The 26,424-nt window shown below is 60.9% G+C and carries 24 protein-coding genes; 14 read left to right on the plus strand and 10 right to left on the minus strand.

Going from position 1 to position 26,424, the window contains the following annotated elements; genetic code table 11:
• Positions 1–23: 23 nt before the first annotated feature.
• Entirely contained in the window at positions 24–2,072 is a 2,049-nt protein-coding gene (locus FBAL_RS12880; RefSeq protein WP_148226755.1) for an Ig-like domain-containing protein, read from the minus strand.
• Positions 2,073–2,332: 260 nt separating this feature from the next.
• Between FBAL_RS12880 and FBAL_RS12885 the strand changes: the two genes are divergently transcribed.
• Entirely contained in the window at positions 2,333–3,646 is a 1,314-nt protein-coding gene (locus tag FBAL_RS12885; protein ID WP_013346034.1) for a dicarboxylate/amino acid:cation symporter, read from the plus strand.
• A gap of 289 nt (positions 3,647–3,935) precedes the next feature.
• Here FBAL_RS12885 and sohB read toward each other — a convergent pair whose 3' ends face one another.
• Together sohB and FBAL_RS12895 are read right to left on the minus strand one after the other, a co-directional pair.
• Positions 3,936–4,952, minus strand: a complete 1,017-nt coding sequence (sohB, locus tag FBAL_RS12890; protein WP_013346035.1) for a protease SohB — start codon at positions 4,950–4,952, stop codon at positions 3,936–3,938.
• Between the two features lie 100 nt (positions 4,953–5,052).
• Positions 5,053–7,605: a VolA/Pla-1 family phospholipase gene (locus tag FBAL_RS12895; protein ID WP_013346036.1), complete on the minus strand. Its 2,553-nt coding sequence runs from the start codon at positions 7,603–7,605 to the stop codon at positions 5,053–5,055.
• Positions 7,606–7,869: 264 nt separating this feature from the next.
• Here FBAL_RS12895 and FBAL_RS12900 point away from each other — a divergent pair, with 264 nt between their 5' ends.
• Complete coding sequence (locus tag FBAL_RS12900) at positions 7,870–8,616, plus strand: YciK family oxidoreductase (RefSeq protein WP_013346037.1); 747 nt, start codon at positions 7,870–7,872, stop codon at positions 8,614–8,616.
• Between the two features lie 61 nt (positions 8,617–8,677).
• Here the strand turns inward: FBAL_RS12900 and rluB are convergent, their stop codons facing one another.
• The 5 genes from rluB to rnm are packed head-to-tail and all read right to left on the minus strand — an operon-like array spanning position 8,678 to position 12,463.
• Positions 8,678–9,553, minus strand: a complete 876-nt coding sequence (gene rluB / locus FBAL_RS12905) for a 23S rRNA pseudouridine(2605) synthase RluB (protein ID WP_013346038.1) — start codon at positions 9,551–9,553, stop codon at positions 8,678–8,680.
• 12 nt (positions 9,554–9,565) lie between these two features.
• Positions 9,566–10,150: an SMC-Scp complex subunit ScpB gene (scpB, locus tag FBAL_RS12910; RefSeq protein ID WP_013346039.1), complete on the minus strand. Its 585-nt coding sequence runs from the start codon at positions 10,148–10,150 to the stop codon at positions 9,566–9,568.
• Positions 10,147–10,947 carry a segregation and condensation protein A gene (locus FBAL_RS12915; RefSeq protein WP_013346040.1) on the minus strand — a complete coding sequence of 267 codons (801 nt, stop codon included), beginning with the start codon at positions 10,945–10,947 and terminating at the stop codon, positions 10,147–10,149. Before FBAL_RS12915 ends, scpB begins: the two co-directional genes overlap by 4 nt.
• A gap of 58 nt (positions 10,948–11,005) precedes the next feature.
• On the minus strand, positions 11,006–11,626 hold the full coding sequence (locus tag FBAL_RS12920) for an L-threonylcarbamoyladenylate synthase (protein WP_013346041.1): 621 nt from the start codon (positions 11,624–11,626) through the stop codon (positions 11,006–11,008).
• Between the two features lie 9 nt (positions 11,627–11,635).
• Positions 11,636–12,463, minus strand: a complete 828-nt coding sequence (gene rnm / locus FBAL_RS12925) for an RNase RNM (RefSeq protein ID WP_013346042.1) — start codon at positions 12,461–12,463, stop codon at positions 11,636–11,638.
• Between the two features lie 304 nt (positions 12,464–12,767).
• Between rnm and aroF the strand changes: the two genes are divergently transcribed.
• The 12 genes from aroF to FBAL_RS12985 all read left to right on the plus strand — a co-directional run bounded on the left by aroF (position 12,768) and on the right by FBAL_RS12985 (position 24,478).
• Positions 12,768–13,781 carry a 3-deoxy-7-phosphoheptulonate synthase gene (gene aroF / locus FBAL_RS12930; protein ID WP_013346043.1) on the plus strand — a complete coding sequence of 338 codons (1,014 nt, stop codon included), beginning with the start codon at positions 12,768–12,770 and terminating at the stop codon, positions 13,779–13,781.
• On the plus strand, positions 13,778–15,334 hold the full coding sequence (locus tag FBAL_RS12935; protein ID WP_013346044.1) for an anthranilate synthase component 1: 1,557 nt from the start codon (positions 13,778–13,780) through the stop codon (positions 15,332–15,334). Before aroF ends, FBAL_RS12935 begins: the two co-directional genes overlap by 4 nt.
• Positions 15,331–15,927, plus strand: coding sequence for an aminodeoxychorismate/anthranilate synthase component II (locus FBAL_RS12940; protein ID WP_013346045.1), 597 nt, complete (start codon positions 15,331–15,333; stop codon positions 15,925–15,927). Before FBAL_RS12935 ends, FBAL_RS12940 begins: the two co-directional genes overlap by 4 nt.
• Complete coding sequence (gene trpD, locus FBAL_RS12945) at positions 15,924–16,943, plus strand: anthranilate phosphoribosyltransferase (protein WP_171814298.1); 1,020 nt, start codon at positions 15,924–15,926, stop codon at positions 16,941–16,943. Before FBAL_RS12940 ends, trpD begins: the two co-directional genes overlap by 4 nt.
• Positions 16,940–18,316, plus strand: coding sequence for a bifunctional indole-3-glycerol-phosphate synthase TrpC/phosphoribosylanthranilate isomerase TrpF (gene trpCF, locus FBAL_RS12950; protein ID WP_013346047.1), 1,377 nt, complete (start codon positions 16,940–16,942; stop codon positions 18,314–18,316). Before trpD ends, trpCF begins: the two co-directional genes overlap by 4 nt.
• Before the next feature lie 27 nt (positions 18,317–18,343).
• Positions 18,344–19,531: a tryptophan synthase subunit beta gene (trpB, locus tag FBAL_RS12955; RefSeq protein ID WP_013346048.1), complete on the plus strand. Its 1,188-nt coding sequence runs from the start codon at positions 18,344–18,346 to the stop codon at positions 19,529–19,531.
• Positions 19,528–20,331, plus strand: a complete 804-nt coding sequence (gene trpA / locus FBAL_RS12960; RefSeq protein WP_013346049.1) for a tryptophan synthase subunit alpha — start codon at positions 19,528–19,530, stop codon at positions 20,329–20,331. Before trpB ends, trpA begins: the two co-directional genes overlap by 4 nt.
• Positions 20,332–20,502: 171 nt before the next feature.
• The gene (locus FBAL_RS12965) at positions 20,503–21,045 is read left to right on the plus strand and encodes a septation protein A (RefSeq protein WP_013346050.1); all 543 of its coding nucleotides are present in this window, start codon (positions 20,503–20,505) and stop codon (positions 21,043–21,045) included.
• 252 nt (positions 21,046–21,297) lie between these two features.
• Complete coding sequence (locus FBAL_RS12970; RefSeq protein WP_013346051.1) at positions 21,298–22,524, plus strand: L-lactate MFS transporter; 1,227 nt, start codon at positions 21,298–21,300, stop codon at positions 22,522–22,524.
• A 107-nt stretch (positions 22,525–22,631) separates the two neighbouring features.
• Entirely contained in the window at positions 22,632–22,928 is a 297-nt protein-coding gene (locus FBAL_RS12975; RefSeq protein WP_013346052.1) for a YciI family protein, read from the plus strand.
• Positions 22,928–23,734 (plus strand): exodeoxyribonuclease III, encoded by an 807-nt coding sequence (xthA, locus tag FBAL_RS12980; protein ID WP_013346053.1) that lies wholly within the window; start codon positions 22,928–22,930, stop codon positions 23,732–23,734. The genes FBAL_RS12975 and xthA overlap by 1 nt, the downstream gene beginning before the upstream one ends.
• A 414-nt stretch (positions 23,735–24,148) precedes the next feature.
• On the plus strand, positions 24,149–24,478 hold the full coding sequence (locus tag FBAL_RS12985; protein ID WP_013346054.1) for a helix-turn-helix domain-containing protein: 330 nt from the start codon (positions 24,149–24,151) through the stop codon (positions 24,476–24,478).
• Positions 24,479–24,541: 63 nt separating this feature from the next.
• On the opposite strand, the gene panF is transcribed toward FBAL_RS12985, so the two are convergent.
• Both panF and FBAL_RS12995 read right to left on the minus strand, forming a co-directional pair.
• Positions 24,542–25,957, minus strand: a complete 1,416-nt coding sequence (gene panF / locus FBAL_RS12990) for a sodium/pantothenate symporter (protein ID WP_013346055.1) — start codon at positions 25,955–25,957, stop codon at positions 24,542–24,544.
• The gene (locus FBAL_RS12995; RefSeq protein ID WP_013346056.1) at positions 25,950–26,159 is read right to left on the minus strand and encodes a DUF997 family protein; all 210 of its coding nucleotides are present in this window, start codon (positions 26,157–26,159) and stop codon (positions 25,950–25,952) included. The genes panF and FBAL_RS12995 overlap by 8 nt, the downstream gene beginning before the upstream one ends.
• Between the last annotated feature and the right edge of the window lie 265 nt (positions 26,160–26,424).

The raw sequence follows: 26,424 nt of genomic DNA on the forward strand, positions 1-26,424 counted from the left end.
GGGTGCCTTTCTCGGTTCTCGACTCAGGGTGCCGGCACGATGGCGACCGAGTCGCTGGCGTACACCCCTTTGCTGGTCTCAAGTTCCACCCGCAGGGTGCCGAAGCCTTCAGAGGTGTCGACATCCACGGAGAACTGGCCACCGCCGCAACTGCTGCGCATGTCGGCCAACACAGTACCTTCGTTGTTGACGTGGTAGATCGCCGCAGAGGTGCTGAGCTGAGTGAAGCTGTTGCGACCGGCGGTTTTCAGCGGGTCATCCGGGCTGAAGGTCACACCGGTGCCATAGGGCAGCGGGTTCCAGGTGCCGTCGATCGCGATGTCCACCGCACAGGCCACGGCCACACCGGGGTCTTCGTAGTCATCAGCCCTCATAAAGGTGTCGGTGGTGTTGTTCCAGCAATCAAACCCGTTATTGCCATCGCCATCCTCATCCGCGCTGTCGCGCTTGCAGAAGAATACGGTGGGGCTGACCCCGGCCATGACAATCACCGCAGAATCATTGACGTCGACCAGTTCCTGGTTGCACTGGCCACCGGACAGCGCGCTTCCCTGACAGAGGATGCCGTTGTACTGGCCGTCGGCGTCGTTGAAAGCGCCGTCGCTGTTGCGGTCAATCAGCTGCTCCATCTGATCAAACTCGCCATCCTCGTTCTCGTCCACGTAGGCTTCATGTTCATCAAAGCGAGCATCGTACTCACCCTGGTCAAACAGGCCGTTACCGTTCTGGTCGATAAAGGACTCTTCACCCTCGGCAAAAGCCAGCAGGGTGACCCGGGCATTGTCCGGACGGATATCCTGCGAGCGCCACTTCACTGAACACTGGCCTCCAAGCGTCAGGCAGCGGGACTCAATCGCGCCGCCTTCGGTCACAAAGGAGATCGCCGTACCATCCGGCACCGGGTTATTAAAGTGGTCCGCTGCCAGCACCATGACATCAACAATCACGTTGTCATAACGCCAGGCCTCCGGGTTGGCCACAGAAAGGCTCAGCGAGTAGCTGTCCTTATCCGGCAGGCCGGTACCAATGCTCAGCTCTTTTGAGACACTGGCGATCACCGGGTCGCTGCCCATCACTTCCGCCTGCACCCGCACGGAACCGGGCAGGTTGCCCGCCCGCAGGGTGGTGGAGACTTCGCCTTCGCTGTTGGTGCGGGCCTGGATGGGGCTCATCGCCACCTTGTCGGCACCACTGGCCAGGATGAAGTCCACATCGACGCCCTGCTTGGCGCGGCCGGATTCATCCAGCACCTGGAAGGTCACCACAGCGCTGGTGTCGCCACCGGACCCGTCCAGCTGCAGGTAATCCGGGGTGCTGGAGACAAACTTGATGCTGGCCACCGGCGAGGTAGCCAGGGAAACGTTAACGCTGTCGCTGGCCACATCGGTGCCCAGAGTCAGTGTGGCGGTGATCTGGTCCTGCTGATCGCAACCGGTGGGCTTGTAGGTGGCAATGGCCTGGCCATCTTTGGCGATCACGGAAGCGTCGATCTCGGCTTTGTCCGTCAGGCTGCAGGTGGAGGAGAAGCTCACCTCCAGTGGCTCGCCATAGGGCTGGCCATCGACGGTCAGATTGGCGACCACGGCAAGGGTAGAGCCGTCGGCCAGGGTTTCGCCTTCGCCCAGCGCGGTGCTGAGGGCCAGCTCCACGTCGATGGCGTTGATCTCAGCAAACATGCTTGCGGTGGCATCCACGTACTTACCACTGACGGTAACAATGCCTTCACTGTCGGACGCCAGCAGGCGCAGCAGGGCAACGCCACTGGCGTCGGTCAGTACCCGGCCATCGGAGGGGATCAGCACCCCTTTGTCGGTGCTGACTTCCACCAGTTCACCCACCACAGCGGTCTCATCACGCTTGGCAACAAGCTGGATCAGGGCGGGCTTCTGAACATCGAAACTGGAGGATTCGGTACACCCTTCGGTGGAGGTGGCGGCGGAGTCTGGACAGGTCCACATGGTCATCGCCAGAGTGTGAACCGCGGTGGCGGGTGGGTTGGTGGGGTCAACGGGGCCAGCGCCCGGATCCGAGCCGCCCGCTTCCAGTGAACCGCCCCCGCTGCAACCAGCCATAACCAATGCGCCGGCAAACAAAAGTGGCAAGTGAGTTAGCCTCATCGCAAACATCCTGTAATCTTTAGGTGAGCTTTTAATATCCCTTAAGCAACCCATAGATTAATTTATACTCTTTTAAAATCCACACTTTATTTTCAATCGGCGACCCCGTTTAACACGGGACCGCATTTTGCTACCTTTTCGGGGTTTTTCCCAACACGGGGTTCTTGCTAGGCTAACCCCGAAGATAAAAACGATAAAATTGTTAAGGAAGTTACATGCGTGCTAATTCATCCGGGAAAATGGGCCTGACGGCCAAGATCCTGCTGGCCATGGCGGCCGGTTTGGGTATCGGCCTTGCGCTTCGTTTGATGTTCCCCGGCAGCCAGGTGGTGGAAGACATTTTCACCAACGGCATCTTCAATGTGTTGGGTGCCCTGTTCGTTTCCGCGCTGCGGATGCTGGTTGTACCGTTGGTATTTGTCTCGCTGGTGTGTGGTACCGCCACACTGTCAGACCCCTCCCGGCTCGGTCGCCTGGGCGGTAAGACCCTGGCGCTTTACCTGTTCACCACCGCCGTGGCGATCTCACTGGCACTGGGTGCCGCCCTGCTGTTCCAGCCGGGTGACGCCACCATGCAAACCGCCAACATGGCGTTTGATGCCAAGCAGGCGCCGTCCCTGACCGACGTGATCATCGGCCTGGTGCCGAAGAACCCGATCAACGCCATGGTCGAAGGCAACATGCTGCAGATCATCGTGTTCGCCATCCTGTTCGGTTTCTCCATCGCCCACATTGGTGAGCGCGGCGAGCGTCTGCGCCAGTTCTTCATCGACCTCAACGAGGTGATGATGAAGCTGGTGACTCTGGTGATGGCCATTGCTCCCATCGGTGTGTTCGGTTTGATCGCCAAACTGACCCTGACCCTGGGCATGGACACCTTCGGCTCTGTGGTGAAGTACTTCTTCCTGGTGCTGGGCGTCCTGATCGTTCACGCACTGGTGGTGTACCCGCTGCTGGTGAGCACCCTCAGTGGCCTGAACCCGATGACCTTCCTGAAGAAGATGCGCAGTGTTCAGCTGTTCGCCTTCTCCACCGCCAGCTCCGCAGCCACCCTGCCGATCTCCATCGAGAACGCCAACTACCGCCTCGGTGTGAGCAACCGGGTCAGCTCCTTTACCCTGCCGCTGGGGGCCACCGTGAACATGGACGGCACCGCCATCATGCAGGGTGTGGCCACCGTGTTTATCGCCCAGGTGTTCGGCATCGACCTCAGCATCTCCGACATGCTGATGGTGATCCTGACCGCCACCCTGGCCTCCATCGGCACCGCCGGTGTGCCGGGTGTGGGTCTGATTATGCTGGCCATGGTGCTGCAGCAGGTGAACCTGCCGGTAGAGGGTATCGCCCTGATCCTGGGTGTTGACCGTCTGCTCGACATGGTTCGTACCGCGGTGAACGTCACCGGTGATGCGGCGGTCTCCGTCGTGGTGGCTTCCTCCGAGGGCGAACTGTCCCGGGACACCTACACCGACCCCAACGCCGGTCAGGACAAGCTGGATATGGATGCGGTGCCCCACGTCCGCCAGTAACCCTGCTGAACCGAAAAGGGCGAGCCATTGGCTCGCCCTTTTTTGTGCTTTGTCTTGCCGTACCGAACCACGATGATTCGGGAGTTTGCCCTAATAACCCTGAGGTCCGCGATGATGCGACTGTACCCATAAGCGACAACCCACGCTTCAGGACGCTCTGGTCACTCACCAGAGGCCGTTGGCGCGCCTACCGACCCAGGGTATGCGCTGAGGGCAGAATCGCCCTGGTGCCCGGCGACAGGCCCTAAAAAAGCCGGCACATTGGCCGACTTTCGTTTAGGTTACCCGATTACAGCGGACGGCGCGCCAGTTCCGCCAGCTTCAGGCTGCCACGCTCCAGCGCGGTTTCAGCGGCCCGGCCAAAGCGCTTGGCCAGATTCTTCTTCTCTTCATACTGCAGCTGCAGGATCTCTTTGTCCTGCGCCATCAGATAATCGTCAGAGGTCTGGATGGCGTCCACCAGGCCCAGTTCCAGCGCCTGCAGGCCGAACCAGTGCTCACCGGTGGCCACCTTGTCGAGATCGAGCTCAGGACGGTAACGCTGCACAAACTCTTTAAACAGCAGATGCGTCTCCTCCAGCTCTTCACGGAACTTGTCGCGGCCCGCCTCGTTGTTCTCACCGAACATGGTCAGGGTGCGCTTAAAGTCACCGGCGGTGTGCTGTTCAAACTCGATATCGTGCTTCTTAAGCACCTTATTAAAGTTCGGCAGCTGGGCAATCACCCCGATGGAACCCACGATGGCGAAGGGCGCGGAGAGGATTTTGTCGCCCACACAGGCCATCATGTAGCCGCCACTGGCCGCCACCTTGTCCACCGCAATGGTGAGCGGGATCTTGGCCTGGCGGATGCGATCCAGCTGACTGGCCGCCAGCCCGTAGGCGTGCACCATGCCGCCACCGCTCTCAACCCGAACCAGCACTTCGTCGCGCGCTTCGGCGACGGTCAGCACCGCGGTGATCTCCTCGCGCAGCTGAGCCACCTGAGCGGCGTCAATGCCCGCTTTAAAGTCGATCAGGAACAAGCGGCCTTCCCGCTCCTTGCCCTTGCTCTCTTTCGCCTTGGCTTTCTGTTCCGCCTTATGGGCCTTGTCCCGCGCTTTAAGCTGCTCATCGCTGAGCAGGTGGTGGCAGAGCTTGTCTTCATACTGCTCAAACTTGTCGGTCAGGTTGTGCACCTTCAGTTCGCCCTTGCCACTCTTGCCAGCGCGGTTCGCTGCAGCGGCGGCAACAATGATGGCCACCACGGCCGCCACCAGAGTCACTGCCTTGGCCAGAAACAGGCCATACTCGTATAGAAACTCCAAGGTACTCTCCTAAAACGATCTTTGGCCCTAGTGTACTCACCCAGGCCAGACACAAAAAGGCCCGGTCAGAAACCGGGCCCTTTTTCATCCAGCGAAACGCTTACTGAGCACACTCACCGCCCTGAATCAGGCAGCCGTCACCCACGGGGATGGTACGGCCATCAGTCAAGGCAAAGGTAGCAACCTGGTTTTGCATCTCAACGGTGACCAGCGGAGCGATGCTTGGGTCAACTCCCGGTACACCGCCGGTGCTCGGGTCTATCAACGAGCTATGCTGACCTTTGCTAAAGCGTACCGCACCACTAACGCGGCCAGCCGCATCGGAAACGGTTTCCGTTACCGCAGGCAGACCCAGCGCTGCAATAAGAGGCTCAGTGCCAGACAGGGCAAAGCCTTCAACGGTGTTCGGCAGTACCAGATCCGGCGGGTTACTCCCGCCCTCAGCCATATCGCCGACTACCTCTATCAGATGCACTGGTACGTCGCTGTTAGCGATGATGGCGGCATGGTTGATCGGGTCCATGGAATCGGAGGCGGTTTGCGCCGCGAATGCGAAGGCCGGGATCACCTCAGACTCGATCTGTTTCTCTACCGCAGCACAGGTAGGGCCAGCAAAGTTCTCAAGCACGCAATCGGGTGCAATTTCCAACGCCAGGGCAGTCTTCAATACCGGGCCAAAGGTGGCTGAGCCAGCAAACACACCGGCCAAACCGCCAGCAGGAGCAACCAGAGATGCGGCAGAGATGTGGTAAGGATTCTGCTCTGCTCCGAACAAGTCATCCATCAAACCGGTGTATGCGGTAGTGCTGGTACCAACGATACCGCCCAAGCTCAGTCCCTGAAGAGAAACGCGGCGGGTATCCAATGCTGGCACGGTCGGGTTCTGGGTAAACAGCGGCCAAGCATTCAGGGCTGCACGTAAAGCCAGTTGATCAGCAATAGCCTGACGGAAGTTATCACGTACAGTCAGGATGCTCTTGAGATTAACGAAAGCCAGCGGATTGCCATTCGCGTATGCCATTTCACACATCTGACGACCGGGATCCGTTTCATCCCCCAAAGCCGCACAGAAATCAGCTGGTGTCGCGGACACCTCATAGATGCCGTCGCCATTCAGATCAAAAGATCGATCGCCATGCAGCGGCATATCGATGGAGACGGTAGCAATCCCTTTCGAGGCATACATACCTGCATAGGCCAGGTTGAGTTCCTTCACGCCGCCAAGGCCATGCATCGCCACGGTGACGGGCCAACCGTTCTCAGGCTTGGTCAACAGGCCTCCGGAGAGCGCCAGCAGGGCTTCTTCATCAGGGATGGTGATCAGAACCGGTACGGTTACCTTATGACTGCCCGGCGCCACAGCAGCATCTCGAAGCGGACTTGGCAGAGGGTTAAAACGGGTCAGGTGACGGGCGGTGTCTACCGGCTCGCCAGCATCAGTAACAAAACTGGCGCCCACCAGTACGGAGGGGTCCACCAGCGCTTCATTGGGGTCGATGCCCTGCGCCATCGCCTGAGTCGCAAAGCTCTCCTGGCTCAGCAGGCCACCCTGCACCGCCTGCAGAACCGCTACCGGGCTGTCACCCAATGCGCTGAAACGGCCATTGATATCAAAATCAATGATGTTCTGATTGTCGTCGAAAACCGGTTGGGGGTTAGGCAGGTAGTACGGCAGTGCAATTTCAGCCTGGAACACCTTCGCCAGAGTTGCGGCCAGATAGGCGTCTCCCATATCCGGCGTCAATCCAAGAGCGTCTGCAGCGGTTAGCCCCGTATCAAACGGCAACGTCACCCACTCGGGCGCATACAGGGGCGATACCGGTACCGAGGGGCCCTGAGGATTGAGACCATCGGCCATAACAAGCCCAACCGTACTCACCACATCGGTGACAGACTGGGTGGTAAACACACCGGTATAAGTAATGGTTGCCTTATCAACTGAATGAGCTTGAGCTAAGGCGTTTTCATAGTTGTTGACGAGCCCCTGCAGCAGCAGCTGTTCAGGAGTCACCAACGGCTCTTCGTTGATGTCCAGCTTCAGCAGTTCATAGGTGGTGGAGGGTGCCACCGACTGACCTTCGGAGTCGCTGATCTGGGTCGTTGTGATCACCGCATAACTGCTGGCCGGCTCCAACGGCTTCAACGGAACCATGTTGATGGTATTGCCCGAGGGAACGGAGATGAAGTCTTCACCAAACACCAACTCCTCACCCACTTTACAGATACTGAGGGAGGGTGCCTCAGTACACTCGGGGTCAACAGAAAGCGGGCCACCCAACGTCACTTCAAAAACGCGTACCGAGCCAGCCGCTGCTGCAGAGGCGGCATCCAACGAAATGCCCTCTTCGCCCGGGATCATGGTGATGCTCATCGGCATGGTGGTAGACCAGCCGTCCAGCGCCCCCAGCGCAATCTGCGGATCGGTGTAATCACCAGATTCAGCCTCGCCAGGGATTTCCAGCGTGCCATCAAAGGTGCCAGAGAACAGAAGATCGTTCGGCAGGGCAATGTCGCCAGCACCCGGATCAAATGCGATGCGCGAGAATGGCACCGGTGTTGGTGTGTTCTCAATGGTTTCCTGGTAGCTGTCGCCGCTACATCCCACCAGCCCCAGGGCCGATGCGACAGCCGCGCTGAGCAACAAACGTTTCATTGGCTCTCCCCATTCCTTTGCTTTTATTTTGTCTTCCGGACCACTTTTGGTCACAATACTGGCCTGCAATGCCGGTCAGGATCACACCTCCGACATCGGGCAACATTAGCCAAAGTAACGCAAAATCCTATGGTTAGCTACACTTTTGCAACGTCGCCGCAGCACAAAACAAGAAAGCAAACAACCATTTGTTTAAAACATTCGTTTAACTTTGCGGCAACCCCGTTTACTCGGGGCTTTGAGCCGATCCAGTCGAGTCATACTATGTTGGAATACTCTGCCTCACCCGAACTCCTCAAAGACAAAGTCATCCTGGTGACCGGTGCCGGTGACGGCATTGGCAAGGAAGCCGCCTGTCAGTTTGCTGCTCACGGCGCGACGGTGATTCTGCTGGGCCGTACCGTTAAGAAACTGGAAGCGGTCTACGACGCCATCGTGGCTGCCGGTGGTCCGGAGCCGGCCATCGTGCCGCTGGATGCCAAAGGCGCTACCGAGCAGAACTACCTGGATCTGGCCGATACCATTGAAGGTCAGTTCGGTCGCCTTGACGGCCTGCTGCACAACGCCGCCGTACTGGGTGCGCTCTCCCCGTTCGAACAACTGGGTGCCGACATGTTTGCCGAAGTGATGCAGGTGAACGTGACCGCCCAGTTCCTGATGACCAAAGCGCTGCTGCCGGTTCTGAAGAAGGCCGAGCACGGCTCCATCGTGTTCACCTCTTCCGGTGTTGGCCGCAAAGGCCGCGCCTACTGGGGCGCCTACGCCATCTCCAAGTTCGCCACCGAAGGGATGATGGAAACCCTGGCCGACGAACTGGACGGCACCAGCGTGCGCGCCAACTGCATCAATCCCGGCGCCACCCGCACCGGCATGCGCGCCACCGCGTTCCCGGCGGAAGACCCGCAAACCCTGCGCACCGCGGCCGACCTGATGCCCACCTACCTCTACCTGATGGGCGATGACAGCCTGGCGGTAAACGGCCAGAGCCTGGACGCACAACCTAAGCGTTAAGCCCTGTCGCGGGCACAAAAAAAAAGGGCACCTCGCGGTGCCCTTTTTTGATGCCATCTGATTAGCCCTTGTTGGGGCGGCCCTTGGCGGGGCGAGCGCGATGCTTGTGCACGGCGCGGCGGATCTTGCCCGCTTTGAGGGTTTTCTGACGACGGGCGCCCAGCTTGTCCTGCGCCAGCAGGGTGCGGGATTCGCGCTCCAGACCCACCAGATCACGCAGGTAGTTCACCTGCTCCAGCGGCAGTTCAACCCAACCACCACGGGGCAGGCCCTTGGGCAGGGTGATGTCGCCGTAGCGGATACGCATCAGGCGGCTGACCTGCACTTCCTGGCTCTCCCACAGGCGACGCACTTCGCGGTTACGACCTTCGCTCAGTACGCCGTGGTACCAGGTGTTCAGGCCTTCACCGCCCGCCGGCACCAGGCGCTTAAACTGGGCGGTGCCGTCTTCCAGCTCAACGCCGGTACGCAGGTTTTTCAGCATCTCTTCGGTCACTTCACCGAAGACGCGGATGGCGTATTCACGCTCCACTTCCTGGGACGGGTGCATCAGGCGGTTGGCCAGTTCACCGTCGGTGGTGAACAGCAGCAGACCGGAGGTGTTGATGTCCAGACGACCCACCGCCACCCAGCGGCTGTCACGAACCCGCGGCAGACGCTCGAATACGGTCGGACGACCCTGCGGGTCGGAACGGGAGCACAGCTCACCTTCAGGCTTGTAGTAAGCCAGCACCCGGCAGATCACTTCCTCTTCCGCCTTCAGGGAAACGGCATGGCCATCGATGCGAACCTTCAGTTCGGCACGGCCATCTACGCGGTCACCCAACTTGGCAACCTGGCCGTCGATGCTGACACGCCCTGCGGCAATCATGGCCTCGATCTCACGACGGGAGCCATGGCCGGCACGGGCCAATACTTTCTGTAACTTTTCGCTCATTCAGAATCTTCTTTAATGTACTGGTGGCTCAGCCTCAATCTGACCGGTGCTAAGCAGAGCGTCCAAAGCGCTCTCCTCATCCAGCGGCGGCAGACTGGACAGACTGTCCAAACAAAAGTAGTGCAAAAATGCGTCGGTGGTCGCATAGAGGGCTGGCCGTCCCGGCACCTCCTTATGACCTACCACCTTGATCCACCCCCGATCCTGCAGGGTGCGCATGATGTTGGCGCTGATGGAAACCCCACGAACTTTCTCAATCTGGCCGCGGGTAATGGGCTGGCGATAGGCGATCAGCGCCAGCGTTTCCAACAATGCCCGGGAGTAACGGGGGGCCCGCTCCTCCCACAGGTTGCCCAGTAATGGGCTCAGACTCTCAAGGGTCTGGAATCGATACCCTCCGCCAACCCGAACCAGTTGCACACCCCGCGGGCGGTAATCCAGTTCCAGTTCGTCGAGGGTTTCGTTGATGCGGCCAATGGAGACCGCGAAGCCCGCCAGCACTGAGTCTTTCAGACCCCGCGCTGTCATCGGTGCGTCCGCCACAAACAGGGCGGCTTCGATCAACTGTTTCAGCTGTTCGTCGCTGATCCGCTTCATGCTCGTGCCCTTACGTGGATCTGGCTGCCCGGTGCCGCTTGTTGCAACTCAATCAGTTGCTCTTTGGTCAGCTCCAGAATCGCCAGAAAACTCACCACCACACCGGCCCGTCCCTCTTCCGGCTCAAACAGGGCCTGAAACGGGGTAAAGCGCTCGGTGCACAGCATCTCGAGGATGCGGCTCATGCGCTCACGGGTGGACAGCACTTCACGCTCGATATGATGGTGTTCAAAGTACTCGGTGCGCTGCAACACGCTGCGCAGTGCCCCCAGCAACTCATCCAGTGACACCTCAGGCGGCACCACCACCGGCACCAGATCGGCGGCCTTCTGCGCCTTAGCGTGCCAGAAATCGCGCTCTTCACGCGGACGGTCATCAAGCTGGGTGGAGGCGTTCTTAATCACCTCATAGGCCTGCAGCTGCTTAATCAGCAGGGCGCGGGGATCTTCCTCCTCCTCACCCTCCTCCAGCTGGCGGGGCAACAGCAGACGAGACTTAATCTCGGCCAGGGTTGCCGCCATCACCAGATACTCTGCCGCCAGCTCAAACTTCATGGTTTCCATCAGGCCGATGTAATCCATGTACTGACGGGTGATGGTCACCACCGGCAGGTCGAGGATATCGAGTTTTTGCTTACGGATCAGGTACAACAGCAGGTCCAGCGGACCTTCGAACGACTCAAGGATGACCTCAAGCGCCTCCGGCGGAATGAACAGATCCGCCGGCCACTGAGTGACCGGTTCACCCCGAACCAGCGCGAGGGGCAAAGGCTGTTGGATCTGAGGTGACGGTTCCATTCACTTCCCGGAGAAAAAACGCGCCATTATACGCAATCTGTGGCGCGCTTGTCAGTGATTATTCGAAGGGTGTCGGGTCGCCGGCACCCACCCGCACAATCTCACCCTCGCCTTCGGAGAAATCCACCACCGTAGTGGGACTCTCGCCGAGGAAACCACCGTGCAGGATCAGGTCAACCTGGTGCTCCAGCTTATCGCGGATGTCGTCCGGATCGGACTCGGCCAGAGTCTCGCCGGGCAGGATCAGCGAGGTGGACATCATCGGCTCACCCAGAGCCTCCAGCAGCGCCAGGGCGATGTTGTTGTCCGGCACCCGGATGCCAATGGTTTTGCGCTTGGCGTTCAGCAATCGGCGCGGCACCTCTTTGGTGCCTTTGAAAATGAAGGTGTAGGGCCCCGGCGTGTTGTTTTTCAGCAACCGGAACGCCGCGTTGTCGACCCGGGCGTACAGCGACAACTCGGAGAGGTCGCGACACATCAGGGTGAAGTTGTGGTGCTCATTAAGCCGGCGGATCCGGCAGATCCGCTCCAGCGCCGACTTATCGCCGATGTGGCAGCCCAGCGCATAACCGGAATCGGTGGGATACACGATCACCCCACCCTTGTGGATGGTCGCCACGGCCTGATTGATCAGGCGGGACTGGGGGTTTTCCGGATGAAGATAGAAAAATTGGCTCATAGCACGTCCTTAAACCCAGCCAAGATGGTGCCAGACCCCGGGCATATCCGGACGTTGCAGTCCGCGTCCCAGTTCAATCCAGCGCCCTGGCTGGTGAAAATCGGAGCCGGCCGAAATCAGCATCTGATGCTCTTCAGCCAGGCTCAACAGGAAGCGACGTTGGTCCGGGGACTGCTGGCTGCCCAGTGCCTCCATCGCCATGCCGCCCGCCGCTTGAAACTCACCTAGTAATTTACGCAACCACTTGTTGGAAAGCGAATATTTCCCCGGATGGGCCAGCACAGAGACCCCACCGGCCTGGTGGATTGCTGCCACCGCTTGCTCAATGCTGCACCACTGGGTCGGCACATAAGCGCTCTGGCCTTTGCCCAGATACTTGTCAAACGCGGCCTGGGGCTGCCGCACAATGCCACGGTTCACCAGCACCCGGGCAAAGTGGCCCCGTCCCACCACGCCCTCACCCGCCATCGCCCGGGCTGCCTCGTAAGCCCCTTCGATACGGCGCTTGGCCAGCTTGTCGCCAATCGCCACCGCCCGGGCTTCCCGGTTGCGCTGCTGGCTGTCCAGCAGGGCCACCATCGCCGGATGCTGGGGATCAAAATTGAGGCCGACAATGTGGATCTCAAAGCCGTGCCAACGGGTGGAGATCTCCACCCCGCTGATCAAACGAACGCCCTTTTGCGCCGCCGCGTCGGCGGCCTGGTCCAGGCCCGCAACGGTATCGTGGTCAGTGATGGCTAGAATGGTCACCTGCTGCAATGCGGCGCGGGTCACCAGTTCGGTCGGGGTCAGAGTGCCATCGGAGGCAGTGGTGTGGCAGTGCAGATCGATTTTCATGAGGTTCCTTGCAGTCAGAACGCCATTGTACTGCACTGGTCGGATAAAAACCTTATGGCGAAAATTCACCCTTGACAGCAGGGGCGCCGGGTCGGTAGCCTTCCGGTGTAAAGTCAAAACGTCAATTTTCTGGTACAGGTTTACAACGCATGTTTATTCGTCAGTTCAACAACATCGCATGGTGGTGGCACTCCCGAACATAGCGGGGGTACGTTGAGCTGTACCTAAAGAAAAGACACCGAATCTTTAAACCCGCTTTCGACCCATCGAAAGCGGGTTTTTTCATATCTGGGGAACATGAAGCATGATCATCATTCTGAAACCCGGCGTCAGTGAGCAAGATGCCAAGGAACTCGTCCAAAAGATTGAGTCAACCGGACTGAAACCGCTCTATATGCCGGGCGTGGAGCGCACCGTACTGGGCGCCATCGGTGACGAGCGCGTACTGCAATCCCTGCGCCTGGACAGCGACCCGCGGGTGGATGAGATCAAGCCTATCCTCTCCAAGTACAAGCTGGTATCACGGGAGCTGAATCCGGTGGACAGCCACGTTATGCTGGGGCAACACCTGGTGGGCGGCGGTCGTTTCACCGTGATTGCCGGCCCCTGTGGCGTCGAGAGCCGCGACCAACTGCTGAGCGTGGCCGAGATGGTAAAACAGCATCCGGTCGCCGCACTGCGTGGCGGTGCATTCAAACCCCGTACCAGCCCCTACAGTTTCCAGGGCTTGGGTGAAGAGGGCCTGAAACTGCTGCAAGAAGCCAATCGCCAAACCGGCCTGCCCACCGTCTCTGAGGTGGTGGACGCCGCCGACGCTGAACTGATGGCACAGTACGTGGACTGCCTGCAGATCGGCGCCCGCAATATGCAGAACTTCCGCCTGCTGGAAGCGGTCGGCAAACTGGGCCTGCCGGTGCTGCTCAAGCGGGGGATGAGCGCCACCATTGAGGAGCTGCTGTTGGCTGCCGAATACATCGTCAACGCCGGTAACCCCAATGTGATCCTCTGTGAACGCGGCATCCGCACCTTCGAAACCGCCACCCGAAACACCCTCGACCTCAACGCCGTTGCCTACCTGAAACGCAAAACCCACCTGCCGGTATTGGTGGACCCCAGCCATGGCACCGGCGTGCGCGAGCTGATTGCACCGCTCTCCTACGCCAGCGCCGCCGTGGGCGCCGATGGCATCATCGTTGAAACCCATCTCAAACCGGCCGAGGCGCTGTCCGATGGCCACCAGGCTCTGAATGCCGAGCAGTTCGCTGACCTGATTACCGGTCTGCGTCCCTTTGTTGAAGCCGCAGGGAAAACCTTATGAACCCACCATTGCCCGTCGGCCACGCCCGCACCCTGACCACTGCCGCCCGCTATCACAGCGAGCCCGCGGAGGTGTTTCAGGCCCTGTGTGGCGAACGCCCCCACACCCTGCTGCTGGAGTCCGCCGAGATTGAATCCAAGGCGGGCCTGAAAAGCCTGCTGTTGGTCGACGCTGCCCTCGAGCTGCGTTGCCAGGGCCGCGACATCACCCTGACCGCCCTGTCGGTCAACGGCGAACAGCTGCTGCCTTTTCTGGCTGACCAGCTGGATGGCTTTCAGCCCCGCCTGCAGGACAACCGCCTGCTGCTGACCGTACCGGCCCTGGCCACCGGCCTGGATGAGGACAGCCGCCTCAAAGCGCCCTCACCGCTGACCGTGCTGCGCACCGTTCAGCAGGCCATTCAGTCCGACGATGCACTGGCCGAATCGGTGCTGCTGGCCGGCAGCTTTGCCTTTGACCTGGTCGCCAGCGTGGAGCCCCTTCCGGCAGTGGCAGACGGCGCCAACACCTGTCCGGACTATCTGTTCTACCTGTCCGAGACGGCGTTGGTGCTGGACCACCAGGCCCGCACCGCGCGGCTGATTGGTTCGGTGTTCGGCGGCGACCAGAGCAACGAGCTGGCCAACGACAAACGTCAACGCCTGGCCGCGCTGGTCAACCGCCTCGAGCAACCTTTGGCGCCCCTGCCCAAAGAGATGCCGGAACCGCGGCCGGTCAGCGTCAACCAGAGCGATGCTGAGTTCTGCCGCATCGTGGAAGACCTGAAGGAGCACGTTCGCGCCGGTGACATCTTCCAGGTGGTGCCTGCCCGCCGTTTCTCCCTGCCCTGCCCCTCTCCCCTTGCCGCCTACGGCCGTCTGCGCCAGCTCAACCCCAGCCCCTACATGTTCTTTATGCGCAGCGACGACTTCACCCTGTTTGGGGCCTCCCCGGAAAGTGCGCTGAAGTATGAGCGGGTCAGCAATCAGGTGGAGATCTACCCCATCGCCGGTACCCGTAAGCGCGGCAAACACGCCGATGGCCGCATCGACCATGACCTCGACAGCCGCATTGAGCTGGGCCTGCGCCAGGACCAGAAAGAGCTATCCGAGCACCTGATGCTGGTGGACCTGGCCCGCAACGACGTGGCCCGCATCAGCCAGCCCGGTACCCGCCGGGTGGCCGACCTGCTCAAGGTCGACCGCTACAGCCACGTGATGCACCTGGTGTCCCGGGTTACCGGCCAGCTGCGCGATGACCTCGACGCCCTGCACGCCTATCAGGCCTGCATGAACATGGGCACCCTGACCGGCGCCCCCAAAGTCAAAGCCGCGCAACTGCTGCGGGAAGCCGAAGGTGAGCGCCGCGGCAGCTACGGCGGGGCCGTGGGTTACCTCAATGGTCGTGGCGATATGGACACCTGCATCGTGATCCGCTCCGCACTGGTGGCTGAAGGCATCGCCCACGTTCAGGCGGGTGCCGGGGTGGTGTACGACTCCGACCCGCAATCCGAGGCGGACGAAACCCGCAATAAGGCTCAGGCCGTGATCCGCGCAATTGGAGGTGAAGCATGACGCCGGTGACCCTGCTCGACAACTTCGACTCCTTTACCTGGAACCTGGTGGACCAGTTCCGCGCCAACGGCCATCCGGTGACCGTGTACCGCAACGACATCGATGCCGACCGGCTGGCCGAAACCCTGCTGAACCAGCAGGAGCCCGGCGTGCTGGTGCTCTCTCCCGGCCCGGGCGCCCCCCACGAAGCGGGCTGCATGATGGCCCTGCTGGAGAAACTGGCCGGCAAGCTGCCGATTCTGGGCATCTGTCTTGGCCACCAGGCCCTGATTGAGCACTACGGTGGCAAGGTGGGTCGGGCCGAGCAGGTGATGCACGGCAAGGCCAGCGCCATGACCCACGACGGCTCCGCCCTGTTTGAGGGCCTGCCCAACCCACTCAGTGTGGCCCGCTACCATTCTCTGGTGGGCCAGCGCATTCCCGACTGCCTGCGGGTACCCGCCCACGTCGATGGCATGACCATGGCCGTGGTGCACCCCCAACACCGTGCCGTTGGTTACCAGTTCCACCCCGAATCGATCCTGACTGAGCACGGCGCCAACCTGCTCAGCCACACTCTCACCCTTTTGACCGAGGACCGCCCGTTATGCTGATGCTGACTCCGACCCAGAAAATGATGGCCCAACTGTTTGAGGGCCAGCCGCTGAGCCGTGAGCAGGCCGCTGCCCTCTTTGGTTACGTGGTGGCTGGCCAGATCAGCGACGTCGAGCTGGCCTGTGTGCTGACCGCCATGAAGCTGCGTGGCGAAAGCATCAGTGAGATCACCGGCGCCGCCGAAGCGCTGCGTGCGGCCGCCAAGCCCTTTCCCCGTCCGCAGGGTGATCTTATCGACATCGTTGGCACCGGCGGCGACGGGGCCAACACCATCAACATCTCCACCACCGCCACCTTTGTGGCCGCCGCGGCCGGCGCCAAAGTGGCCAAGCACGGCAGCCGCAGCGTCTCCTCCAAATCCGGTGCCTCCGACCTGCTGACCCAGTTCGGCGTCAACCTGACCATGAGCCCGGAGCAGTCCGCCCAGTGTCTGGACAGCCTCGGCGTCACCTTCCTGTTCGCCCCCCACTACCACGCTGGCATGCGCCACGCAGTGCCGGTGCGCCAGGTGATGAAAACCCGCACCCTGTTCAATCTGCTGGGCCCCCTGATCAACCCGGCCCGACCCAACCAGATGCTGTTGGGGGTGTATGACGCCGCGCTGGTTCGCCCCATCGCCGAGGTGATTCAGTCGCTGGGTGTTGAACGCGCTCTGGTGGTGCATGGTTCCGGTCTGGATGAATTGGCGATTCATGGCGATACCCTGGCGGTGGAGCTGAAAGACGGCACTCTGACCGAGCAGAACTACACCCCGGCAGACCTCGGCGTGGAACGCTACGACCTGGCGGAGATCCGCGGCGGCGAACCGGAGGAGAACAAAGCGATCTCCGAACAGCTGCTGGGCGGCGGTGGCACCGCAGCTCAGCGCGCAGCGGTGGCCGTTAACGCCGGTGCCGCGCTCTACCTCTCCGGCCACGCCGACAGCATCAAAGCCGGCACCGCGCTGGCCCTGGCGACCATGGACAGTGGCAAACCGCTGCAGCTGCTGCGCCAGTTCGCGGAGGCCAGCCAATGAGCCTTGCCGGAATCAAACACACCGACACCGTATTGGATCGCATCGTGGCCACCAAGCCGGCCCAGATTGAGGCGCTTACCGCCCGCTACGGTGATCTGCTGGAGCGCCGCGCGGCCCCCTCACAACGCAGCCTGTTCGACGCGCTCAAGCAGGGCCCCACCGGCTTTATTCTTGAGTGCAAAAAGGCCAGCCCCTCCAAGGGTCTGATCCGCGCCGACTTCGACCCGGTGGCCATCGCCCGCATCTACAACCACTACGCGGCGGCCATTTCGGTGCTGACCGATGAGCAGTTCTTTCAGGGCGACTTTGAATACCTGCGCGCGGTATGCCAGAACGTCGATGTGCCGGTGCTGTGCAAAGACTTTATTGTCGATGTCCGCCAGCTGCGCCTGGCCCGCCACCTCGGCGCCGACGCGGCCCTGCTGATGCTGTCCGTACTCGATGACCCCCTCTACCAGACCCTGGCTGAAGAAGCCGACGCACTGGGGCTGGATGTGCTGACTGAGGTCAGCAATCAGGAGGAGATGGACCGGGCCATCGCCCTGAACGCCCGCATTATCGGCATCAACAACCGTGACCTGCGCGACCTCTCCATCGATCTGGCCACCACCGAGCGCCTGGCAGGCCAGGTGCCAAAAGACCGGGTGGTGATCAGCGAGTCCGGCATCTACCGCCATGATCAGGTGCGTCGACTGGCGCCCCATGCGGATGCCTTCCTGGTGGGCAGCAGCCTGACCGAACAGGCCAATATCGATCTTGCCTGCCGCCGCCTGATCTACGGCCCCACTAAGGTGTGTGGGCTGACCCGCCCTGACGACGCCCGCGCCGCCGCCGAGGCGGGTGCCAGTTACGGTGGCCTGATCTTCGCCGCCAAGTCCCCCCGTTGTGTCAGCCTGGAGCGGGCTCAACAGGTGCGTCAGGCCGCCGACCTCGATTACGTCGGGGTGTTCGTCAATGAAGACCCAGCCCGGGTGGCGGCCGTGGCGGAACACCTCGGTCTGCACGCGGTGCAGCTGCACGGCAGTGAAGATGACGCCTACATCAATGACCTGCGCCCCCGGTTAAGCGGCACCGCCATCTGGAAAGCGGTGAAGCCCGATGGCAGTAATGCGGTCAGCAACGCCGACCGACTGCTGTTCGACAGCGCTAAGGGCAGCCAGTTTGGCGGCACCGGCTGCGTATTTGACTGGGCCAGTGTGGGCAGCGAACGCGCCGACGCCATGCTGGCCGGCGGCCTTGGACCGGACAACGTGGCCGATGCCGCCCGGGCCGGTTTCTACGGACTGGACATCAACTCCGGTGTGGAAGACGCACCGGGCATCAAGAACGCCGACAAAATCAGAACCAGCCTGACCGCAGTACGCCAGTACTGAGCCGGGCAATAAGCAAGAGAGAGCAAGATGACCATTCTCAACCCCTACTTCGGTGAATTTGGCGGCCAGTACGTGTCGCAGATCCTGGTGCCGGCACTTAACCAGCTGGAAGCCGCCTTTGTTGAGGCACAACAGGATCCCGACTTTCAGCGCGAGTTCACCGGACTGCTGAAAGAGTACGCCGGCCGTCCCACTGCCCTGACCCTGACCCGCAACTTCAGCCCCAACCCGCTGGTGAAGATCTACCTCAAGCGGGAAGACCTGCTGCATGGCGGCGCCCACAAGACCAACCAGGTACTGGGTCAGGCCCTGTTGGCCAAGCGCATGGGCAAAAACGAGATCATCGCCGAAACCGGCGCCGGTCAGCACGGTGTGGCCAGCGCCCTGGCCTGCGCCCTGTTGGGCCTGAAGTGCCGGGTGTACATGGGCGCCAAAGACGTGGAGCGTCAAAGCCCCAATGTGTTCCGGATGCGCCTGATGGGTGCCGAGGTGATTCCGGTGCACTCAGGTTCCGCCACCCTCAAAGACGCCTGTAACGAGGCCCTGCGTGACTGGAGCGCCAACTACGACAAGGCCCACTACCTGCTCGGCACCGCCGCAGGCCCGCACCCCTTCCCCACCATTGTGCGCGAGTTCCAACGCATGATCGGTGAAGAAACCAAGGCCCAGATCCTGCAAAAAGAGGGGCGCCTGCCGGACGCCGTTATCGCCTGTGTGGGCGGTGGCTCCAATGCCATCGGCATGTTCGCCGACTTTATCGAGGAAACCTCGGTCAAGCTGATCGGCGTTGAGCCGGCGGGCCACGGTATTGAGTCTGGTGAGCACGGCGCACCGCTGGCTCACGGCAAGCTCGGCATCTTCTTTGGTATGAAAGCGCCACTGATGCAGAACGAACACGGTCAGATTGAAGAGTCCTATTCGGTCTCTGCCGGTCTGGACTTCCCGTCCGTCGGGCCGCAGCACGCCCATCTGGCCGCCACCGGTCGTGCCCAGTACCCGTCCATCACCGATGACGAAGCACTGGAAGCGTTCCAGCGTCTGGCCCGCACTGAGGGGATCATCCCGGCGCTGGAATCCGCCCACGCCCTGGCCCACGCCTACAAGATGGCTGAGCAGGCCACCGAAGAGACGCTGCTGGTGGTGAACCTGTCCGGCCGCGGCGACAAAGACATCTTTACTGTTCACGATATTCTGGAGAAGGAAGGCAAGCTATGAGCCGCTACCAACGCCTGTTTGATACCCTGTCCGCGCGCGGCGAAGGCGCCTTTGTGCCGTTTGTGACCCTGGGCGATCCCAACCCCGGTGACAGCCTGGCGGTGATTGAAGCCCTGATCGCCGGCGGCGCCGACGCGTTGGAGCTGGGCTTCCCCTTCTCTGACCCCGCCGCCGATGGCCCCACCATTCAGGACGCCAATATCCGTGCCCTGAACGCCGGCACCACTCCGGGCCACTGCTTTGAGATTCTGGCCCAGATCCGCCAGCGTCACCCGGACCTGCCCATCGGCCTGCTGGTGTACGCCAACCTGGTGTTTTCGCCGGGACTGGACACCTTCTACCGCCGTTGTGCCGAAGTGGGGGTGGATTCGGTGCTGGTGGCCGATGTGCCGGTGCAGGAAGCTACGCCCTTTATTGAAGCCGCCAAAGCCCACGGCGTGGCGCCGATCTTTATCGCCCCGCCCAATGCCGACGACGCCACCCTGCAAGCGGTGGCCGAAGCGGGCCAGGGTTACACCTACCTGCTGTCCCGCGCAGGGGTGACCGGCACCGAAACCGCCGCCGGCATGCCGGTGGACCACCTGCTGGAGGCCCTCAAGCGTTTTGGTGCGCCGCCAGCGGTACTGGGCTTTGGCATCGCCGAGCCGAGCCAGGTGAAGAGTGCCATTGATGCTGGCGCCGCCGGGGCCATCTCCGGCTCTGCGGTGGTCAAGCTGATTGCCCAGCACCAGCATGACCGCGCCGCTCTGACCCAGGCCCTGACCGACTTTGTGCAAGGGATGAAAGCGGCCACCCGCTAATCTCGTACCCGTCCAAAACACGCCGCCCCGGTGCCGCTTTCATTGGCACCGTCCGGGGCGGCGTTGTTGTACTCAAGCTGAAACCTGACCCAGCCTGTTCAGCCAATCACAGACAAACCGCGCCTCCTTGAGTACACTCTCACTCAATTGCCTACTCCATTTTGAGAATCCATGAAGCAACTGATCGATTTTCTGCCCCTGTTGGTGTTCTTCGCCGTCTACAAGTTTTACGGCATCTTTGCGGCCACCGGCGCCATCGTGGTGGCCACCGGCGTCCAGCTCGGCCTGATGTACGCGCTGTACCGTAAAGTGGAAAAGATGCATCTGGTCACCTTTGGCCTGCTGCTGGTGTTCGGTGGCGCCACCGTCCTGTTCCACGACGACGCCTTCATTAAGTGGAAAGTCACCATTGTTTATGGCCTGTTCAGCGCCGTGCTGCTGATCAGTCAATGGATGGGCAAACCGGTTATCCGGTCGATGCTGGGCAAGGAGATCACCCTGCCGGACCGCATCTGGACCGGCCTGAGCTACGCCTGGGCGGTGTTCTTCACCTTCTGTGCCGGCCTCAATCTCTATGTGGCCTTTAACCTGCCTCAGGAGACCTGGGTAAACTTCAAGGTGTTTGGCCTGATGGGGATGACCCTGGCCTTTATCGTCGCCACCATCGTTTACCTCTACAAACATCTGCCCAAAGAGGACCAGTCCTCCAAGTAAGGCAAACGGATGTCATCAACGGCCCTGCGGGGCCGTTTTGTTTTTGACCACTCAGACCGTAGCGTGATCCCGATCACGGTCATCCTCCGATAAAGACGATCCCACCACCAAAACGCGAAAAAACCTCACGGCACCGCTTCCCCTCTCTGGCCCCCCCGACAACGGCTCTTTATAGTACGCGACCCTAAATATTGGCCTGACCATTAACCCAAGCCCACGTCATTGCTGACCCCGGGCTCAGTGAGTAACCCGATGAATCGTGCTGTAAAGATCCTGCTTGCAGGTGTCTGCATCAACCTTGTCATGGGCGTACTGTACGCCTGGAGTATCTTTTCCAAAGCGCTGCAAACCGAGCTGGGCTGGTCCAGCGTTGACGCCGGTATGCCCTACTCCGTGGCCGTGCTGGTGTTCGCCTCCAGCCTGCTGGTCTCCGGCGTACTGCAAGACCGCATGGGTCCGCGCCGCATGGTTATCCTGGGCTGCTCCATGGTAGCGGCTGGCCTGCTGCTCTCCTCCTTCGCCACCACCCCGCTGATGCTGGTTCTGACCTTCGGCGTACTGGTGGGTGCGGGCATCGGCTTCGGTTACGCCTGTCTGAGCCCGTCCGCCATGAAGTGGTTCCACCCTTCCAAGAAGGGTCTGGTCAACGGCCTGATCGCTGGTGGTTTCGGTATGGCTCCGCTGTACCTGGCCCCACTGACCACCCACCTGATCGGTGAGTACGGCATCAACAACGCTTTCCTGTTCCTCGGTGGTGCAGCCCTGCTGATCGCGGTACCGCTGGCGTTCACCATCGTAAACCCGCCGGCAGGCTACACCCCGGCAGCGCCCGCCAACCTGGCCGGCAAAGCCAAGTCCGCCGCCAACGCCGACATGAGCTGGCGCCAGATGCTGAAAACCCCTCAGTTCTACATGCTGTGGGTGATGTTCTGCTTCGCCTCCTCCGCCGGCCTGATGCTGATCGGCAACATCACCAGCATCGCTGCCCTGCAGGGCAACGTGGCCAACGCCGCTTTCCTGGTGGTGGTTCTGGCGGTGTTCAACACCCTGGGCCGCATCGTAATGGGCATCCTGTCTGACAAGATGGGCCGCACCCAGACCCTGCTGCTGGTGTTCCTGATCCAGGGCGGCAATATGCTGCTGTTCCCCAACCTGACCACCGAGTGGGGCTTTGTCCTGGGCGCCGCCCTGGCCGGTATCGGTTACGGCGCACTGCTGTCCGTGTTCCCGTCCATCACCGCGGACTACTACGGCCTGAAGAACTACGGCTCCAACTTCGGCGTGCTGTACACCGCCTGGGGCGTGTCCGGCTTTATCGGTCCGGTGATCGCCGGCTTCGTGGCTGGCGCTTACGGCTCCTACGCCATCGCTTACACCGTATCCGCCGTGATGCTGGCCGTTGCCGCCGTTCTGGCCGTGGTCATCAAACCGGTAAACAACCCGGTGGAAGAGAACGACGCGGTTCCGGCTGCGGCCTGATTCTCCGTTCAAAAAAGGCCCGCCATTGGCGGGCTTTTTTGTGCCTTGGAGCCGGACAATGGCCGTGGTATCGTCATCCGCACTCAAGCCAACAGGAAAAGACATCTATGTGGTACATGATCTGCTCCACCGACGTGGAAAACAGCCTGGAAAAACGCCTGGGCGCCCGTCCCGCCCACCTGGCCCGCCTGCAACAGCTGCAGGATGAAGGCCGTCTGATGACTGCCGGCCCGTTCCCGGCCGTGGACAGCGAAGACCCGGGTGCAGCTGGCTTTACCGGTTCTCTGGTGGTGGCGCAGTTTGATTCTCTCGAAGACGCCGAAGCCTGGGCCGCGGCCGACCCGTACATCGACGCAGGCGTCTACAAAAAGTCCGTGATCAAGCCGTTCAAGAAAGTGTTCTGATGAAGTTCGTCTCCTTCAACATCAACGGATTGCGCGCACGTCTGCATCAGCTGCAGGCGCTGATCGACAAGCACCAGCCGGACGTGATCGGCCTGCAGGAAACCAAGGTGGATGACCCGCAATTCCCGCTCGAAGCGGTGGAAGCGATGGGTTACCACGTGGCGTTCCATGGCCAGAAAGGCCACTACGGCGTGGCGATGCTGACCAAGCAGGTGCCACTGGCGGTGCAAAAAGGCTTTGCCACGGATGAAGAAGACGCCCAGCGTCGGATGATCATGGTGACCGTGGCAGACGCCAACGGCCAACCGGTGCACGTGCTGAACGGCTACTTCCCCCAGGGCGAGAACCGCGACCACGAAACCAAGTTCCCGGCCAAGCGTCGCTTCTATGCGGACCTGATGAGCCACCTGAACACCCACCGTCAGGCAGACGAGCAGGTGGTGGTGATGGGCGACATCAACATCAGCCCCACCGATCTGGATATCGGCATCGGCGAGCCCAATGCCAAACGCTGGCTGAAGACCGGCAAGTGCTCCTTCCTGCCGGAAGAGCGCGAATGGCTGGCCACCTTGCTGAACTGGGGACTGACCGACAGCTTCCGTCACCTGAATCCGGAAGAGGCGCAAACCTACAGCTGGTTTGATTACCGCTCCCGCGGGTTCGACGACAACCGGGGTCTGCGTATCGACGTGATCCTCACCTCCGCTCCGCTCACCGCGCGGCTGGACAGTGCTGGGGTCGACTACGAGCTGCGTGGCATCGAGAAGCCCTCAGACCACGCGCCGATCTGGACAACCATCCGCTGATCGATAAGGGCTGCCTCGGCAGCCCTTGTTACTTTCTTACGCCCTATCCCGCCATTCTGTAATTCAGCAACGTCTGTAATGGGCCGTTGCCCGGTCATCAGTGTCACTTGCGAGTGATGTGCGCTCAATAAAGCCCCCACTGAAACAACATTTCCCTCGCAGCGGTCACTAACTCACAGCAGATCACGACACGCATTAACATCGAAACAGACGATTCTGTAAGTTTCAGATCAGCAATCGTTTTGTCCCGAAGTTGTCTGTGCGCACGATCATATTTTGCTTTCTTGTCGCTGGAAGGATGTAGGCGCTACTGATATCAATATCAACCGTCTGGTACGGCTCTGTGGAGTCTGTAACCGGGTTTTCGAGCTTTTTGAGCCCTTTTTATCCATTGAGCAAAGGAAAAAGATAATTATGAGTCACGCTCAATTGACCAAGATCATGCAGTGTGTGGAGATTTTCCGGGAAGTGTACAGCGAGATCCCACCCCAGACTTGCCTGATGTTTATGCAGGTGTGTCAGGAAGAGGGCTGTTCAATCAAGGAGCTGCAGGAGCGCTTCGAGATGTCCCAGGCCAGTGCCAGCCGCAACGCCCGCCTGCTGTCTGACCGCGTCCATTCTGGCCGTAACGGCCTGGGCCTGGTGGAACTGCGTGTGGATGAACAGGACTACCGCATCAAGCGTGCCTACCTGACTGAGCGCGGCCGCGAAATCCGCGACCGTCTGGAAACCCTGATGCATTAAGCAGCAAGGGAAACACAAAAAAAGCAGGCCATTGGCCTGCTTTTTTTTATGTCCGTTTGATACTCAGTTGGTCCGGCGCAGGCTGAACAACACAAACACCACGCCGCTGATGGCCAGCGACGGCACAATGGCGTGCAGACCCAGAGGTTTAATGGCGGCGAAGGTCCAGAACAGGAACAGGGCCAGACCACTCAGCATCGACGCGATGGCGCCGGTCGCGGTGGCTCTGGGCCAGAACAGGCCCAACACCAGCGGCCACAGGAACACCACCTGCAGCGCCCCCAGTGAAGCCAGATTCAGCCACACAATCATATCCGGCGGGTCCAGCGCCAACACACCGCACAGCAGGGTGAGGCCAATGGTGCTGCCGTAGCTCAGCGCTTTCTGCGCCGACTCGGACAGGGGCCGCTGGCGCTGAACCAGATCCCGCACCAGCGTCGAGCCGGCCTGCAGCAGCATGGAATCCACCGAGGACATCACCGCCGCCATCGGTGCGGCCAGCAACAGGCCCGCCAGCATCGGCGGGAACAGAGTCACCATCAGGGTGGGCATCACCTCATCGGGACTGGCCAGCTCCGGCAACATTGCGCGACCCAATACGCCACTCAGGTGTGGCAGCAGGATCACCACCGCCGAGACCGCGGTGCCCAACACCATGGCGCGACGCAGTGCACTCATGTCTTTTACCGCCATGGTACGCAGTACGGTGTGGGGCAGCCCCAACGTGCCCAGGCAAACCAGCACCCAGAACGACATCAGGAAGGGCCAGGAGAGAAAGTCATCCGGGCCGTGGGGCCGAAGCAGCCCTGGGTCCTGCGCGGCCAGCTCGGTGGTCAGGGCCGTCATACCGCCCCCCTTCACCAACAAACCGATAAACAGCGCAATCATGCCGAAGATCATCACCAGGCCCTGAAGCGCATCGGTATAGCTGACCGCCCGGAAGCCGCCCCAAAGGGTGTAGAGCAGTACCGTGCCAACAAAGATCGCCAGGGCCACGGTGTAGTCCACGCCGGTCATCACCGACAACAAGCGGGCGCCACCGGTAAACTGGACCACCACCATGCCGACAAAGGCCGCCAGCAGACTGACGCCCGCCAGCACCAGCAAAGGGCCATTGCGATAGCGCTGTTCCAGAACATCCAGAATGGTGACGGCACCGCTCTCTTTGGCCAAACGCCACAGCTTGGGTCCCAGCACGCCGAGGGTCAGCATCGCCACCGGCACCTGCACCATCGCCAGCAACACCCAACCCAGGCCAAATTTGTAGGCCGCACCGGGGCCACCAATAAAGGAGGACGCGCTGGTGTAAGTGGTCACCAATGCCAGCGCCAGCAGGGTGCCCCCCATAAACTGGCCACCGAGGAAGTAGCGCTGGGTAAAGCCGCCCTCGCCAGTTTGGCGGGCCGCTGCCACCCGGGCAATCACCAAGGTCACCACCAGGTAGAGCAGAATCGGGATCAACAGAGAGAGATCACCCACGGGTGCCTCCCATCCAGATAAACAGCAGTATCAACAATACGACTGGGGCAGCAACGCAAGAGAGCCAGAACCAGGCGGGCAATCCCAGCCACAGGCCAGCGTTGGCAAAAAACAGCGGCCCACAGAGCCACAAAACAAAGTACAGCAGGGTCAGCACCAGGGCTGCCGCCGCCAGCCGACCGGCCAGCTTGTTATCCATCATCGGAACGGTTCCATCGAGTAGCCAATGGGAAAGGGGGCGATCCTAAGCAATCCAGTGGCAATTGCCAAGATTTTGCCCCTGAGGGCCAAATGGTATTACCATTTGTATGCTGAGCGGTGGATCGGGCTCCCGGCGGGGGTAAGGTCGTTCATTCCCTGTTCCAAATGGCGATCCCGATCACTGGCAACCCGCGATTTGCATGAGGCCCATCACAGTTTCCATGGAAATGCTGAGCTGCCTGCAATTTCACCACCGGTTGCAATAC

Source organism: Ferrimonas balearica DSM 9799 (genome assembly GCF_000148645.1).
In the GTDB taxonomy this organism is placed as follows: domain Bacteria; phylum Pseudomonadota; class Gammaproteobacteria; order Enterobacterales; family Shewanellaceae; genus Ferrimonas; species Ferrimonas balearica.